The 13,407-nt window shown below is 69.7% G+C and carries 14 protein-coding genes; 5 read left to right on the forward strand and 9 right to left on the reverse strand.

Features of this window, described 5'->3' with window-relative positions; all coding sequences use genetic code 11:
• Positions 1-175 precede the first annotated feature (175 nt).
• Positions 176-541: a HesB/IscA family protein gene (locus tag NO345_RS12320; RefSeq protein WP_256299613.1), complete on the forward strand. Its 366-nt coding sequence runs from the start codon at positions 176-178 to the stop codon at positions 539-541.
• A gap of 16 nt (positions 542-557) precedes the next feature.
• On the opposite strand, the gene NO345_RS12325 is transcribed toward NO345_RS12320, so the two are convergent.
• From NO345_RS12325 to NO345_RS12350, 6 genes are all read right to left on the reverse strand, one after another.
• Positions 558-758, reverse strand: a complete 201-nt coding sequence (locus NO345_RS12325) for a dodecin (protein WP_256299615.1) — start codon at positions 756-758, stop codon at positions 558-560.
• Positions 759-793: 35 nt separating this feature from the next.
• A complete protein-coding gene (locus NO345_RS12330; protein ID WP_256299617.1) occupies positions 794-1,474 on the reverse strand; it encodes a DUF2238 domain-containing protein in 681 nt (226 codons plus the stop codon).
• Positions 1,471-2,178, reverse strand: coding sequence for a hypothetical protein (locus tag NO345_RS12335; RefSeq protein WP_256299619.1), 708 nt, complete (start codon positions 2,176-2,178; stop codon positions 1,471-1,473). Before NO345_RS12335 ends, NO345_RS12330 begins: the two co-directional genes overlap by 4 nt.
• Positions 2,179-2,235: 57 nt before the next feature.
• The gene (locus tag NO345_RS12340; protein ID WP_256299620.1) at positions 2,236-3,201 is read right to left on the reverse strand and encodes a metal-dependent hydrolase; all 966 of its coding nucleotides are present in this window, start codon (positions 3,199-3,201) and stop codon (positions 2,236-2,238) included.
• 81 nt (positions 3,202-3,282) lie between these two features.
• Positions 3,283-3,864, reverse strand: coding sequence for a mechanosensitive ion channel family protein (locus NO345_RS12345; protein WP_256299621.1), 582 nt, complete (start codon positions 3,862-3,864; stop codon positions 3,283-3,285).
• 59 nt (positions 3,865-3,923) lie between these two features.
• Positions 3,924-6,926 (reverse strand): FAD-binding and (Fe-S)-binding domain-containing protein, encoded by a 3,003-nt coding sequence (locus NO345_RS12350; RefSeq protein ID WP_256299622.1) that lies wholly within the window; start codon positions 6,924-6,926, stop codon positions 3,924-3,926.
• 87 nt (positions 6,927-7,013) lie between these two features.
• On the opposite strand from NO345_RS12350, the gene NO345_RS12355 reads away from it, so the two are divergent.
• A complete protein-coding gene (locus tag NO345_RS12355) occupies positions 7,014-8,195 on the forward strand; it encodes a pyridoxal-phosphate-dependent aminotransferase family protein (RefSeq protein WP_256299623.1) in 1,182 nt (393 codons plus the stop codon).
• 9 nt (positions 8,196-8,204) lie between these two features.
• Here the strand turns inward: NO345_RS12355 and NO345_RS12360 are convergent, their stop codons facing one another.
• Positions 8,205-8,528, reverse strand: a complete 324-nt coding sequence (locus tag NO345_RS12360) for a DUF7116 family protein (protein ID WP_256299624.1) — start codon at positions 8,526-8,528, stop codon at positions 8,205-8,207.
• A gap of 167 nt (positions 8,529-8,695) precedes the next feature.
• Positions 8,696-8,950 carry a DUF5816 domain-containing protein gene (locus NO345_RS12365; RefSeq protein ID WP_256299625.1) on the reverse strand — a complete coding sequence of 85 codons (255 nt, stop codon included), beginning with the start codon at positions 8,948-8,950 and terminating at the stop codon, positions 8,696-8,698.
• A gap of 85 nt (positions 8,951-9,035) precedes the next feature.
• On the opposite strand from NO345_RS12365, the gene NO345_RS12370 reads away from it, so the two are divergent.
• From NO345_RS12370 to NO345_RS12380, 3 genes are all read left to right on the forward strand, one after another.
• A complete protein-coding gene (locus NO345_RS12370; RefSeq protein ID WP_256299626.1) occupies positions 9,036-10,433 on the forward strand; it encodes a bifunctional metallophosphatase/5'-nucleotidase in 1,398 nt (465 codons plus the stop codon).
• 70 nt (positions 10,434-10,503) lie between these two features.
• Positions 10,504-11,865 carry a bifunctional metallophosphatase/5'-nucleotidase gene (locus tag NO345_RS12375; RefSeq protein ID WP_256299627.1) on the forward strand — a complete coding sequence of 454 codons (1,362 nt, stop codon included), beginning with the start codon at positions 10,504-10,506 and terminating at the stop codon, positions 11,863-11,865.
• A 36-nt stretch (positions 11,866-11,901) separates the two neighbouring features.
• Positions 11,902-12,306, forward strand: a complete 405-nt coding sequence (locus NO345_RS12380) for a universal stress protein (protein ID WP_256299629.1) — start codon at positions 11,902-11,904, stop codon at positions 12,304-12,306.
• Here NO345_RS12380 and NO345_RS12385 read toward each other — a convergent pair whose 3' ends face one another.
• Positions 12,307-13,329, reverse strand: coding sequence for a mechanosensitive ion channel family protein (locus NO345_RS12385; protein WP_256299630.1), 1,023 nt, complete (start codon positions 13,327-13,329; stop codon positions 12,307-12,309).
• Positions 13,330-13,407: the final 78 nt, after the last annotated feature.

A 13,407-nucleotide genomic window follows, 5' to 3' on the forward strand; every position in this document is an offset into this window, starting at 1 on the left:
GGTGTTGCCTCGCGCTCCACAAAACCTAACTCAATCTGGTCGGTACATCCGTTGAGGCTAGCGTTTTTCGACATGGACACTCAAAAAACGCTACGCCTCACTTTTCAATCCTTATCTGAACACCGCCCCGCCACGTGCAACAGGGTTAACATCCCGCGGGACCGTATCGGGACCTATGAGCACGGGCACCGCAGACGGGGAGACCACCCCGCGGATCGAAGTGACCGAAACGGCCGCCGAGGAGGCCCTCTCGCTGCTCGACGGCGAGGGGCTCGACACCGGGGAGGCGGGCCTGCGACTGTTCGTCCAGCAGGGCGGCTGCGCCGGCCTCTCCTACGGGATGCGGTTCGACGACGAACCGGAACCGGACGACACCATCTACGAACACCACGGGCTGCGCGTCTTCGTCGACCCGTCCAGCCTGAACTACGTGGAGGGCAGTGTCCTCGACTTCGAAGGTGGACTGCAGGGCGCAGGGTTCCACGTCGAGAACCCGAACGTGGTGTCCGAATGCGGCTGCGGCGAGTCGTTCAGAACGTAGCCGTCGGGCCGCGCCGTCAGCCGTCCAGTTCGAACGCCACCGTCACTTCTGCCTGGTACTCCCGGTCCGCCACCGACGCGATCTCGACGCCCAGCTCCTCCACCTCGACCCAGTGGACGTTGTCGATGGTGTCCTGGGCGCGGTCGATGGCGTCGTCCGCGGCGTCCTCGAAGCTCTCCGAACTCGTCCCGATGAGCGTGATCTTCTTGAATACCATATCCGTGTGATAGCACGGGGCATACGGACTTAAAGCTACGTCGCGCCACCGGCCGAATCGTCGTCGCGGCTGTCGAGTTTGTCCCGCAGCACGCCCGCCACGTCGGTGAGGTACGCCTGCCCCCAGACCGCGACGACGAATCCACCCGCGGTGTTGAACAGCAGGTCGAGCATCGTGTCGCCGACGCCGAACTGGATGAGGAAGCCGTCGCTCCCCAGCGACGCGGTGACGAGGCCGATGCCGAACTCCAGCAGCTCCCAGACCACGCCGAAGGCCATCACGAACGAGAGGATGAACACGAACATGAACCGCGGCGGGATGTCGATGTGCTCGTTGTGCTCGTCGAGCGCGCGGACCGTGGTGTAGCCGACGGCGGCGACGAGCGACGACGAGAGCGCGTGGGTCATGTGGTCCCACCAGGTGGTGCTGCGGTAGAACGTCGCTTCGGTGCCGGGGATGCCGACGGTGCCCAGCGCGTGGAGGAACGCCGCGGTGGTGATCCAGAGCGTGAGCCCCGCGTCGAGCGGGATGTCGTAGTCGCGTTCCAGCAGCGACGGGAGCTGGGTGACGCCGAGACCGAGCAGCGTGTTGACGACGATACCCGGGTTCCGTCGCTCGACACCGACGAACAGCAGCCCGACGAGGGTCAGCTGCATGGCACGGGTGAGCCGGCGCTGGAACGCCTCGTCGATGCCGAGTCGGTCGCGGACTCTCACTTCTCGCCCACCTCGAGGTCGAACTGCTCCCCGAGCTCCTCCGAGGCGTCCTCGACCACCGCGAGCGACCGCTGCGCCGTGTGGTCACGCCGACGGAAGTACGCCTCGAACGTGATGCCGGCGAGGAGGCCCGCGGCGGCGGAGTAGACGAACTCGACCATCAGCGGGTCGAGCTCCGTGTAGAACTCGGTGCCGATGTAGATGTGCGCGAGCCACCGGACGACCGCCCAGACGCCCGCTGCGGCGAGCGTCAGCACGACGACGGTGAGCACGGCGAAGCCGGGCGTGAGCTTGACCGGCGTGAACACGTGGAGCTCGACGACGACGATGAGCGCGAACGCCGCGACGGAGACGTAGGCGGCGGTGCTCGACACCGGCGATGCCGAGAGGAACTCCTGCAGCGCCGGCATCGTCGCGAGCACGAGGTCGTTCACCAGCCCGCGGACCAGCGCGGTCCGCCCCAGGACGGGCAGCGCTGCGAGCAACAGTACCTCCCAGGGGAGCATCACGAGCCAGCGTCTGTGCGTCAGCGGCGGGAGGACCGCGACGGCGGCCACCGCCAGCGCGAACACGGTCCAGAGCCAGTCACCGAGGACGAGCTCCTCGACGGCCGCCAGGACGACGATGACGACGAGCACCCACGAGAGGACGGCGTTCAGCCGGTGTTCCTCGAACAGTCGACCCAGGTCCCTTCGTTCCGTCATACGATAGCACGTGGGGCCGGGGGTACAAGAGTCTGTACTCGCCGGCGACACCGGCGTTCAGACGAGGACGTACAGCACGCCGTAGGCGACGAGCGCGAGCGTGACCGCCGCGATGCCAGTCGTCACCGACCGGACGCCGTGGTCGGCGACGGACCGGCGGAGCGCGTCGAGCGCCATGGTCGTCCGTGTCGGGGCCGCGACGGGCACCGCGAGCACGGTCCCGACCGCGACGATGGAGAAGACGAAGTGGTACGACACGTCGAGCGTCGGCGGCGGGAGCAGGAAGACGACCCCACCGTAGGCGAGGCCCGCGACGGCCCGGGGCTGCACGCGCGGCCGGCGCTCGGTCACCCAGCAGAACGCGAGCAGCGCGAACCAGACGACCGCCAGCTCCAGCCCGAACGCGCCCAGCAGGTGGAGCGTCGGGTCGGCCGAGAGCACGACGCGGCCGGCGGGGACAACGGTGTCGAGCGGCCAGAGCATCGCCGGCGGCTCGCCCGTGAACAGGTCGCCGAAGGGATGCGAGACGAGGCCGGCCAGCGCCACCGCGAACGCCGTCCGGGCGTCGAGGCTGCTGCTCTCGCGGATGACGGCCGCGACGGCGACGCCGGCGAGCGAGAACGCCCCGAGGACGACGAGCCCGAGCAGCCCGTGCAGCGCCGTGGCGACGACGGTCAGCCCGCCGAGCAGGACGAAGCCGGCGAGCGTCGCGCGGGTCGCGCGCCGGCCACGGACGACGACCAGCGCGAACGCCAGCGCCGCGACCGGCGCGACGACCAGTGAGTGCGTCATCGACCGGTGGACGACGGTGCTGGCCGACCAGAACGCGGTCGTCACCGAGAACACGCCGTCGAACTCCGCGCCGGCGAGCCCGGTGAGCGCGTACACCATGTCCACGTCGGGCACCGTAGCGAACGCACCCGCGGCTGCGCCGGCGGCCAGCGCGCGTCGCGGCGGTGCGTCGAGAGCACGCGCCAGCGTGGCGACGAGTGCGAACGCCAGCAGCGAGTGCCCGATCATCATGTCAGCTTCTGTACGTCGCGGCGGGGGATAAGTCACTCGCCGGTGACGCTAGCACGCCACAGGCCGTGTCGATGTCCCCGTTCAGGCGTCGGCCACGCCGTCACTGCTCGGTTCGCCCCGCTTCGTCCACTTCTTCTCAATCTCGGCGTTCCCGCGGACGACCGTGTCGCCCTCGACGGCGAAGCGCGTCTTCCGGAGTTCGATGGTCGTCACCTCGCCGCTGACGTCGCCGACGGTCACCTCGTCGCCGGGGTTGAAGTCGGGGTCGCGGAGCAGGTAGACGCCGGCGACGGCGTCCGCGATCATCCCCGAGAGCGCGTAGGAGACACCGAGCGCGATGAAGCCGGCGGAGGTCCCCAGCGCGGCGGCGAGCTCGGAGAGGCCGACGACCGAGAGGAACGAGAGCGCGACCGCGAACCAGAGCACCACCGCGACGACGGTAGAGAGGAACTGGCGGTACACCGGTGCCTCGCCGGGGAGCGCGCTGGAGAGGACCCGGCGCACCACGAGCATCACGAGCTTCACGAGCAGGCCCGCGAGCACGAGGAACACGATGCCGGCGAGCACCTTCGGGAGCGCCTCGGTGATGTCGGTGACGAACAGGTCGAGCGAGCGTTCGACGACCTCGACGACGCCGGTCGGTGGGTCGGGCTGGTCCTGCATGACCGGTCACTCGAACGCCGGGATGGTAAAACCACGTCCAGGGCTGGCGCGGCCGGTGCTCACTCCCCGTCGAGCGCGTCCGCGACGGCCTCGATGGGGTGCTGTGGTCGGTCGGCACCGGACCTGTCGGCCAGCTGGGTCCGACAGGACGCACCGGGCGCGACCGGCCGGCCGTCGGCGGCGTCAACCTGCTCGAAGAGGATGCGGCCGATGGCCCGCGAGAGCTCGAGATGCTCGGCCTCGTAGCCGAAGCTGCCAGCCATGCCACAGCAGCCGGAGTCCAGCGGCTCGACCGCGTACCCCGCGCGCCGGAGGACGCCGACCGCGTGGTGGTCCGTCCCGAGCGCCTTCTGGTTGCAGTGGCCGTGGTAGACGAGCCGTTCGTCCGGAGCGTCGGTCGGCAGGTCCGCGGCGAGACGGTGTCCGTCGAGGTACTCGCAGACGCCGAACGCGGCGTCGGTGACCGCCGCACGCGCCGCCGAGTCCGGCAGCAGGTCGGCGTACTCGTCGGCGAGCATCGCGCCGTCGCTCGGCTCCACGAACACCACCTGCCAGCCGTCGTCGACCAGCGGTTCGAGCGCCTCGACCGTCGCCCTGGCGCGCTCCCGCGCGACGTCGAGGAAGCCCAGCGAGTACGCTGGCCGGCCACTCGGGCCGAGGTCACCCGGGATGGCGACGTGGACGCCCGCGGCCTCCAGCACCCGGACCGCCGCACGGCCGACCGCCGGCTCCGTGTAGTTGGTGTAGGTGTCCGGGTAGAGCACCACCCGGCGGTCGGCGTCGGCCGGGGCCCGTGGCCCGCGAGCGGCGAACCAGTCGACGAGGCTCTCGCGCTCGAAGGCCGGGAGTTCGCGGTCCGCGGCCACGCCGAGCAGCCGTTCGCCGACCTCGCGCGCCCCCGGGAGCCGGGTGGCCCAGTTCGACAGGGGTGCGAACGTGCTCCCGAGGCCCGCCCAGCGGTCGATGTCGCGGAACAGCCGCTCGCGGAGGGATGCGCCGTCGCGTTCGTGGTGCTGGTGTTTCACCTCGGCCTTGAGCTTCGCGAGGTCGACGCCGGTCGGGCAGTCGCTCGCACAGCCCTTGCAGCCGACACAGAGGTCGAGCACCTCGGACTGGAACCGTTCGGAGTGGAGCTCGTCCGCGTCGAGCTCGCCGCTGATGGCCGCACGGAGCAGGTTCGCACGACCCCGGGTCGACTGTATCTCCTCGTGGCTGGCGCGGTAGGTCGGACACATCGTGTCGCTCCCGGTCTGCCGGCAGGTGCCACAGCCGTTGCAGAGCTCGACGAGGTGGGCGAAGCCGCCGTCGTCGTCGAAGTCGAGTGCGGTCTGGGGCTCGACCGTGCTGTACTCGGCCCCGTAGCGCAGATGCTCGCGCATGTCCGCGCCGACGCCGCGTCCGTTCGGCGGGCCGTTGTCCGCCGGCGAGTCGCGGTAGACGACGTTACCGGGGTGCAGCTGCCACGACGGGTCGAACGCGGTCTTGACCTTCTTGAACGCGTTCCACAGCTCGTCGCCGTACATCTTCGGCGTGAACTCGGTGCGTGCGAGACCATCGCCGTGCTCGCCGGAGAACGCGCCGTCGTACTCGAGCACGAGGTCGGTCACGTCCTCGGCGATGGCGTGCATCGTCTCGACGCCCTCGTCGGTCTTCAGGTTCAGGATGGGCCGGATGTGGAGCGTGCCGACGCCGGCGTGCGCGAAGTACGCCGCCGAGGTGTCGTGGCGCGCCAGCACCTCCTCGAACTCCTGGACGTAGCTGGCGAGGCGGTCGGGTGGCACGGTCGCGTCCTCGATGAACGGGTACGGCTTCGGGTCGCCGTCCATCGACATCAGCAGCGGGATGGCCGCCTTCCGGAGCTTCCACAGGTCGGCCTGGTCCGCGGGATCGAAGGCCTCCAGATGCTCGGTCGCCGCGCCCTCGCGCTGGAGGGTATCGGTGACGGCGTCGATGGCCGCCACGAAGTCGTCGTGCAGCTCCGAGTCGAACTCGACGAGCAGGAACGCCGCGGCGTCGTCGGGGAACGGCTCGGCGTACTCGCTGTACTCCGGTGCGTCGCGGGCCATCGCGACCACCCGGTCGTCGACGAGTTCGACCGCGCTCACGTCGTGGCGCAGGGCGTCGGGGACGGCCGCCAGCGCGTCGACCAGGTCGTCGTAGGCGTAGACGGCCAGCGCGGTTGACTCGGGTCGCGTGACGAGGTCGAGTTCGGCCGCCGTGACGACGCCGAGCGTGCCCTCGCTCCCGACGACGAGCTTCGCGAGGTTCATGACGCGCTCGCCCTCCTCCTCGCGGACCACCTTGTGGAGGTTGTAGCCGGAGACGCAGCGCTTGAGGTCGGGGTAGCGGGACTCGATCTCGCCCCGGTGCTCCTCGACGACTTCCCTGACAGTCCGGTGGAGGTCGGCGACGCGGTCGTCGCGGTCCACGAGTTCGTCCCACGCCGGCGAGTCGAGTACGACGTCGCCGAACGTCGCCTCGCGGCCGTCGCCGAGTACCACGTCGACGGACCGGACGTAGGCGTCGGTGATGCCGTAGCGGACCGAGTGCGCGCCGGTGGAGTTGTTGCCGATGCCGCCGCCGACGGTCGCCCGCGCCGACGACGCCGGGTCGGGTGCGAACTGGAGGCCGTGCGGTTCGAGGACGGCGTCGAGGTCGTCCTGTACGACGCCGGGCTGGACCCGGGCCGTCCGCGCCTCGGGGTCGACGTCGAGCACCGAGTCCATGTGGACCGAGCAGTCGAGGACGACACAGCCCTTCCCGACACCCTGTCCGGCGAGCGAGGTGCCGGCACCCCGCGGGAGCACCGGGACCTCGTGGTCGGCGGCGATCCGGGCCGCCGCCTGCACGTCGTCGGCGTCCCGTGGCTCGACCACGCCCGCCGGCCGGGCCTGGTAGATGCTGCCGTCCGTGGCGTACAGCACCTGTGCGTACTCGTCGAAGCGGACGTCGCCGCGGACCGACCCCCGGAGATCGGCGGCGAGGTCGACGAAGGTCCCGTCGTCGGCGTGTGCGAACCCGAGGGAGTCGTGACTCGGGCGGGCGGAGTCGTCCGTGGCCATCGTGTTACGTGACGGCATACCACGGTAAATGCCTTCGCCACCGTCCGGCGAGATAGCTTTTTCCCGCGAGGTGCCGATTGCCCGGACATGCAGGAACCACCACAGGTCGGCGAACTCACGCCGCCGAACCGCACGCTGATGGGGCCGGGCCCGAGCGACGTCAACCCGCGGGTGCTCCGGGCGATGAGCACGCCCCTCGTGGGGCACCTCGACCCGTCGTTCATCGAGATCATGAACGAGGTGCAGGAGCTGCTGCGCTACACGTTCCGGACCGACAACCAGTGGACCATCCCGGTGTCCGGCACCGGCAGTGCTGCGATGGAGGCCGCCATCGGCAACGTCGTCGAGCCCGGCGACACCATGCTCGTCCCGACGAACGGCTACTTCGGCGGCCGGATGGCCGAGATGGCCCGCCGCGCCGGCGGCGAGGTCGTCGAGGTCGACGCACCGTGGGGCGAACCACTCGTGCCCGCCGACGTGGCCGACGCCTTCGACGAGCACCAGCCGGACGTGTTCGGCTTCGTCCACGCCGAGACGAGCACCGGGGTCCGCCAGCCAGAGGTGTCCGAGCTGACACGCATCGCCCACGAGCACGACGCGCTCGTCGTCGCCGACACCGTCACCAGCATCGGCGGCGTCGAGCTCCGCGTCGACGAGTGGGACATCGACGTGGCCTACGCCGGTCCGCAGAAGTGCCTCTCCTGTCCGCCCGGCGCGTCGCCGCTGACGCTCAACGACGACGCGATGGACAAGGTGCTCTCTCGCGAGGAGCCCGCCCGCTCGTGGTACCTCGACCTCTCGCTGCTCGAGGGCTACTGGGGCGAGGAGCGCGCGTACCACCACACCGCGCCAATCACGAACGTCTACGCGCTCCGCGAGGCGCTCCGGCTCGTCGCCGAGGAGGGCATCGAGGACCGCTGGGAGCGCCACGAGCGCATGGCCGGCGCGCTGAAGGCCGGCGTCGAGGCGATGGGGATGGAGATGAACGCACCCGACGAGTACTGGCTCCCGAGCCTGAACGCGGTGCGGGTCCCCGAGAGGGTCGAGGACGGGCAGGTCATCTCGCGGCTGCTCGAGGAGTACGACCTGGAGATCGCCGGCGGGCTGGGCGACCTCTCGGGTGAGATATTCCGCATCGGCTGCATGGGCCACTCCGCGCGCCCGAAGAACGTCACCTACCTCGTCAACGCACTCGGGAGCGTCCTTGAGGAGGAGGGTGCTGACGTGGACGCCGCTGCCGGGGCGTCAGCGACCGGAGAACGGCTGTAGTCGGGCGCGCTACGTGGCAGGGGGTGCGCGCTCGACCTCGTAGTCTGCCTCCTCGTCGACGCCGATGACGGCCCACTCGTAGTCGGGGTCGGTGTCGCGGACGCGACGCCTGACCGCGTCGGCGTGCTCTGTCCGGGTGACGAAACAGCGATACGAACCGGGGGAGGTTCCCTCGGGCGGATTGCGTAGCTCCTCGGTGGCGGTCACGTGGACGACCTTCCAGTCTCGCTCCGCACGGACTTCGTCGCCGTCGGTCGTGACGGTGTAGCCGAGGCGGCTGAAAATCGACTCCGCTTCCTCCCGCAAGTGCCGGTTCGTGTTAACGGGGCACATTCAATACATAGTACCACGGCCATCCTAATAAACGTTCACCCAAACTAACTATCCGATACCGCCGGTTTCGAGTGCTGAGACGCCCGAAATTCGTCAGATGTCCGGTTCCGATGTCGTTCACTCACGGACAGACCTGTTCGTCACCACCGCGCCGAGCGACGGCGTGCTCACTCGTGGGCCGCGTCCCATTCGGTCGCCTTCCGGAAGTTCTCGCAGACGTTGCACTGGATGCGTCCCATCGAGTCCATCGCGTTGTCGACGGTCTCGCAGTTCGCGCAGAACCAGCCGTACTTGCGCTCGCGGTCCGGCGTCCGGTAGACGACGAAGAAGGGGGCCTTCGAGCCGCGGTCGCCCTCCGTTCGGTCCACGTACACCGTCTCGCCCTCGGCCGTCCGCAGCTCCTCCAGCGCGTGGTCGCTCATGTCCCCGCGTTGGCGGTCGCGTCGCTTAGGTCTGTTCGTCTCGGCGGACCGAACGTACTTACCGGACCGACAGAGAGGGCAGTACGTGACCCCCCGACTCCTCCACTACGCCGACGTCGAGCGCGCGCCGGACGACCCGGAGCTGCTCGCCAGGCTCGTCGGCCTCGTCCGCGAGCGCCGCGACGCGGAGACGCTCGTCTTCGGCGCGGGCGACAACCTCGGCCCGGGCGTGCTCTCGCTCGTAACCGACTGCCGCCACGCAATCGACTTCTTCGACGTCGTCCAGCCCGACGGCGACACGTTCGGCAACCACGACTTCGACCGCGGCCCAGCGGTGACTCGCGAGGTCGTCGCCGACTCCCCGATGCCGTGGATCTGTGCGAACGTCCGCGAGGACGGCGACCTGTTCGCAGCCGACGAGGGCGTCGTCCCGTGGACGGTCCTCGAAGCCGGCGAGCACCGCGTCGGTGTCACCGGCGTCGCCAGCCCGGAGACCGCCGACATCAACCCCTCGGCGGACCGGCTCACCTTCGCGGACCCCGTGGCGGCCGCGGGCGACGCGGTCGCCGAACTGCGCGAGCGCGACGTCGACCACGTCGTCGTGCTCTCGCACTGCGGCGACGACACCCACCTCGCCGAGCAGCTCGACGTCGACGTCGTGCTCGGCGGTCACGCCCACGAGGAGTTCCTCGACGTGGTCGCGGGCACGCTGCTCGTGCGCGCCGGCTCGAACGCCAGCGGGCTCTCGGAGGTCGTCTTCGAGGACCGGCCGCGGGGCTACCGCCTCCCGACCCACGATGCACCAGTGGCTGAGGACCTCCTCGACGCCCTCGAAACCCGGCGGCGCGAGGCCGGACTGACCGAGGTCGTCGCACACGTCGACGAACCGGTGACGGTCGCCCGCAGCGACACGAAACAGGGCGAGAGCCGGGTCGGCAACCTCGTCACCGACGCCTACCGCCACGTCGCCGACGCCGACGTGGCCGTCCACTCGTCCGGCGGGCTCCGGACCACCGACCCGCTCGTCGACGGGGTGACGGTGGCCGACCTCGTCGGGCTCTGCCCGTTCGAGAACGAGCTGGTGTCGGTCCGCGTCAGCGGCGAGCAGGTCAGACGGACGGTCCACGACGCGGCGCTCGCCCAGTACGGCGACGAGGTGCCGACGCACTGGTTCGGCCACCTCAGCGGCCTCTCGGTCGTCTGGGACGACGTGGCCGACGAGGCCCGCGAGATACGGGTCGGCGGCGAGCCGCTCGACCCCGACGGGTCGTACACGCTGGCGACGAGCAACTACTACGTGGACTCCTCGCACCTGTTCGACGCGTTCGGGCCCGGGGACGTGATCGACAGCCACGGCCAGCAGTTCGACGCCATCGTCGAGTACGCCCGGGAGAACGAGGTCGACCCCCGGATCGAGGGTCGGGTCCGGCGGCCGACGCTCGACGGGGTCGCCGGTACGACGGCCGACGACGTCTCCGGGTGAGGCGACCAGCCGGCCTGGAACGCCCGTCGGAACGACACGTTCATCTGCGAACCACGGTTACGCAGGGTGTATGTCTCCCCGTCTGCTCCACTACTCCGACGTCGAGAACGCGTACGACGACCCCGACCGTATCGGCCGGCTCGCCGGGACCCTCGCTGCCCTCCATGACGACGACGCGCTCGTCGTCGGCTCCGGCGACAACACCTCCCCCGGCGTGCTCTCGCTCGTGACCGAGGGCCGGCAGGCGCTCGATTTCTTCCACGCCGTCGACTCCGACGTCGAGACCTTCGGCAACCACGACTTCGACTACGGGCCCGCAGCGACCCGCGACATCGTCGCCGACTCGCCGCAGACGTGGGTCAGCGCGAACGTCCGCGACGGCGACGACCGGTTCGCACCCGACCTGACGGAGCCGTGGACGGTCCGCGAGGTCGACGGTGCACGGGTCGGCTTCTTCGGCGTGACCGACCCGAAGACCCCCTCCATCAACCCGAACGCGACCGAACTGCACTTCACCGAGCCCATATCAGCGGCCGAAGACGCCGTCGACGCGCTCCGCGAGGCAGGTGCAGAGTACGTCGTCGCCGTCTCGCACCTCGGCCAGGGCGACGAGGAACTCGCCGTCTCGGTCGACGTGGACGTGGTCCTCGGCGGCCACGTCCACAGCGTCGTCGAGGAGTGGATCGACGACACGCTCCTCCTTCGCCCCGGCGTCAACGCCGCCGCCGTCTACGAGGTCGAACTCGGACCCGACGGCCCCGAGGCGACCCGTCACGACCCGATGGACGGCAACCGCGACGAGGCGCTCGCCGACACCCTCCGCGACCGGATGGCCGCCGCGGACCTCGACGAGGTGGTCGGGCACGTCGACGAGCCCGTCGAGCGGACGAACGCGGCGGCGTTCCGTGGCGAGAGCCGCATCGGGAACTTCGTCGCCGACGCCTACCGCTGGGCGACCGACGCCGACGTGGGACTCCAGAACTCCGGTGGCATCCGCGAGGGCGACGCGCTCGACGGCGACGTCACCATCGCGGACCTCGTCAGTGTCGTCCCGTTCCAGGAGCCCGTCGCGGTCGCCGAGGTCACCGGCGCGGAGCTCCGCGACGTGTTCCGCGAGGCCAGCGGGGCGAACCTCGCCTTCGGCGAACTCGACTGGTGGCACGCGCACCTGAGCGGCGCGTCGGTCACCTGGGACCGGACCGACCACGAACTCGTCGACGCGACCGTCGGCGGCGAGCCCGTCGACCCGGCCGGGATCTACACCGTCGCGACGACGGACTACCTGTTCCACACCGACCACGAGTTCCCGACGCTCGACGAGGACCACCGGGTCGCGCTCCACGACACCCAGTACGAGGTGCTCGCGGCGTACGCCCGGTCGGTCGGCGTCGACCCGAGCATCGACGGCCGCGTCGTCTGGCGGCGCGATTGAGAAGGTTTACCCACGTCCACCGAGTTCCACCAACCGATGACCCGCGTCGTCGTCCCCGTCCGGTACCCCCTGAGCACGCACTCGAGAGCGACGCTCGAAGAAGCCATCACGATCGCGGGGGAGCGCGACGCGGCGCTGACGGTCCTCCACGTCAACCTCTACCAGAACGGCAAGCGCGTCTCGCGGGCCGACCTCAAGCGGGCCACCGAGCGCGCGTTCGGAACCGTGCCCCACGCCCGCTACGTCGTCCGCCGTGGCTTCCTCGTCGAGGAGACCATCCTCGACGAGGTGGCTGCCGAGGGGGCCGACGTGGTCGTCATCGGCTCGAAGCAGATGGGCCGCTGGCGACGCATGCTCCGGAAGGTCGTCGACGAACCGGACATCGACGAGTACCTCCGACGGAACCTCGACTGCGAGGTCGTCACCGTCCAGATCGAGTAGTCACTCCTCGCGTTCCTCCGGTGCCTGGCCGGCCCGTCCAGACAGCTGGCCTCCACGCTGCATCTCGACCGGGAGCGAGCCGCTCGTCTCGTCGAAGACGACGTGCGAGTGCGGGTACGGGATGTGGACGTCGGCGTCGTCGAGCCGCGACCACACCTCCTCGTTCACGTTCGACCGGACGGTCATGAGCTTGTACGGCTCCTTCGCCCAGTAGCGCAGCACGAGCGAGACGCCGTGGTCGGCGTACTCGTCGATGTAACAGGTCGGTGCAGCCGGGTAGCGCGCGGAGCCGATGCGGATGTCCGGCCCGCCCGTGATGACGCCGTCGACCTCCTTCGCGGCGTCCTCCATCAGCTCGCGGGCTTCGTCCAGGTCGCCCTCGTACGTGACCGTCAGCTCCAGCGACAGTCGCGCCCGCTCGTCCTCCGCCGAGTAGTTCACGATGTCGCGGTCCCGGATGGAGGAGTTCGAGATGACGATGAACGTGTTGTCGAGCGTGAACACCTTCGTGTACCGGATGGTGATGTCCTCGACGAAGCCACGGGTGTTGCTGTCCGAGATCTCGATCATGTCGCCGATCTCGAACGGCTGGTCCGCCAGGACGAACACGCCGTTGATGATGCTCCCGACGATGGGCGCGAGCACGATACCGAGGACCGCCGAGAACACACCGACTGAGAGGAGGATGTCGCTCCCACCGAAGCCGATGATGGACAGCGAGATGGCGACGGCGACGAGCATGACAGCCAGCCGGACCGACCGGAGTACGGTCTGGGTGATGCTCGGCCGCTGGATCCGCCGCGCGATGGTTCGCCCGAACAGCCGGATGACCAGCTTCGAGCCGTACCACCCGATCACCAGCATCAGCACGGCCATGCCGTACTCGACAGCCCAGTGCGGGATTGCGTCGGGGAGCAGTTGCTCGACGAGTCGAACGCCCTCCTGGGTCGTCCCGTCAGTGGTCGTCGTTTCGTTCCCGGCGGTCGTCGTCCCGCCGTCCTGCATGACCGACCCGGGTGTCATATCCCTGCCCTCTCACTGCCCCGAGATAAGGGTTGGGACCCTGCCACCACACGCCGACGTTGGCCCGGGTTTATCCTG

It is taken from the genome of Haloarchaeobius salinus, assembly GCF_024464185.1.
In the GTDB taxonomy this organism is placed as follows: Archaea; Halobacteriota; Halobacteria; order Halobacteriales; family Natrialbaceae; genus Haloarchaeobius; species Haloarchaeobius salinus.

Bases quoted from the DNA above. Each gene is read 5' to 3' on its own strand.
- NO345_RS12335 (WP_256299619.1), bottom strand. From the start codon at position 2,178: ATGACGGAACGAAGGGACCTGGGTCGACTGTTCGAGGAACACCGGCTG.
- NO345_RS12360 (WP_256299624.1), bottom strand. From the start codon at position 8,528: ATGTGCCCCGTTAACACGAACCGGCACTTGCGGGAGGAAGCGGAGTCG.
- NO345_RS12340 (WP_256299620.1), bottom strand. From the start codon at position 3,201: ATGATGATCGGGCACTCGCTGCTGGCGTTCGCACTCGTCGCCACGCTG.
- NO345_RS12380 (WP_256299629.1), top strand. From the start codon at position 11,902: ATGACCCGCGTCGTCGTCCCCGTCCGGTACCCCCTGAGCACGCACTCG.
- NO345_RS12345 (WP_256299621.1), bottom strand. From the start codon at position 3,864: ATGCAGGACCAGCCCGACCCACCGACCGGCGTCGTCGAGGTCGTCGAA.
- NO345_RS12325 (WP_256299615.1), bottom strand. From the start codon at position 758: ATGGTATTCAAGAAGATCACGCTCATCGGGACGAGTTCGGAGAGCTTC.
- NO345_RS12375 (WP_256299627.1), top strand. From the start codon at position 10,504: ATGTCTCCCCGTCTGCTCCACTACTCCGACGTCGAGAACGCGTACGAC.
- NO345_RS12355 (WP_256299623.1), top strand. From the start codon at position 7,014: ATGCAGGAACCACCACAGGTCGGCGAACTCACGCCGCCGAACCGCACG.
- NO345_RS12350 (WP_256299622.1), bottom strand. From the start codon at position 6,926: ATGGCCACGGACGACTCCGCCCGCCCGAGTCACGACTCCCTCGGGTTC.
- NO345_RS12365 (WP_256299625.1), bottom strand. From the start codon at position 8,950: ATGAGCGACCACGCGCTGGAGGAGCTGCGGACGGCCGAGGGCGAGACG.
- NO345_RS12320 (WP_256299613.1), top strand. From the start codon at position 176: ATGAGCACGGGCACCGCAGACGGGGAGACCACCCCGCGGATCGAAGTG.
- NO345_RS12385 (WP_256299630.1), bottom strand. From the start codon at position 13,329: ATGACACCCGGGTCGGTCATGCAGGACGGCGGGACGACGACCGCCGGG.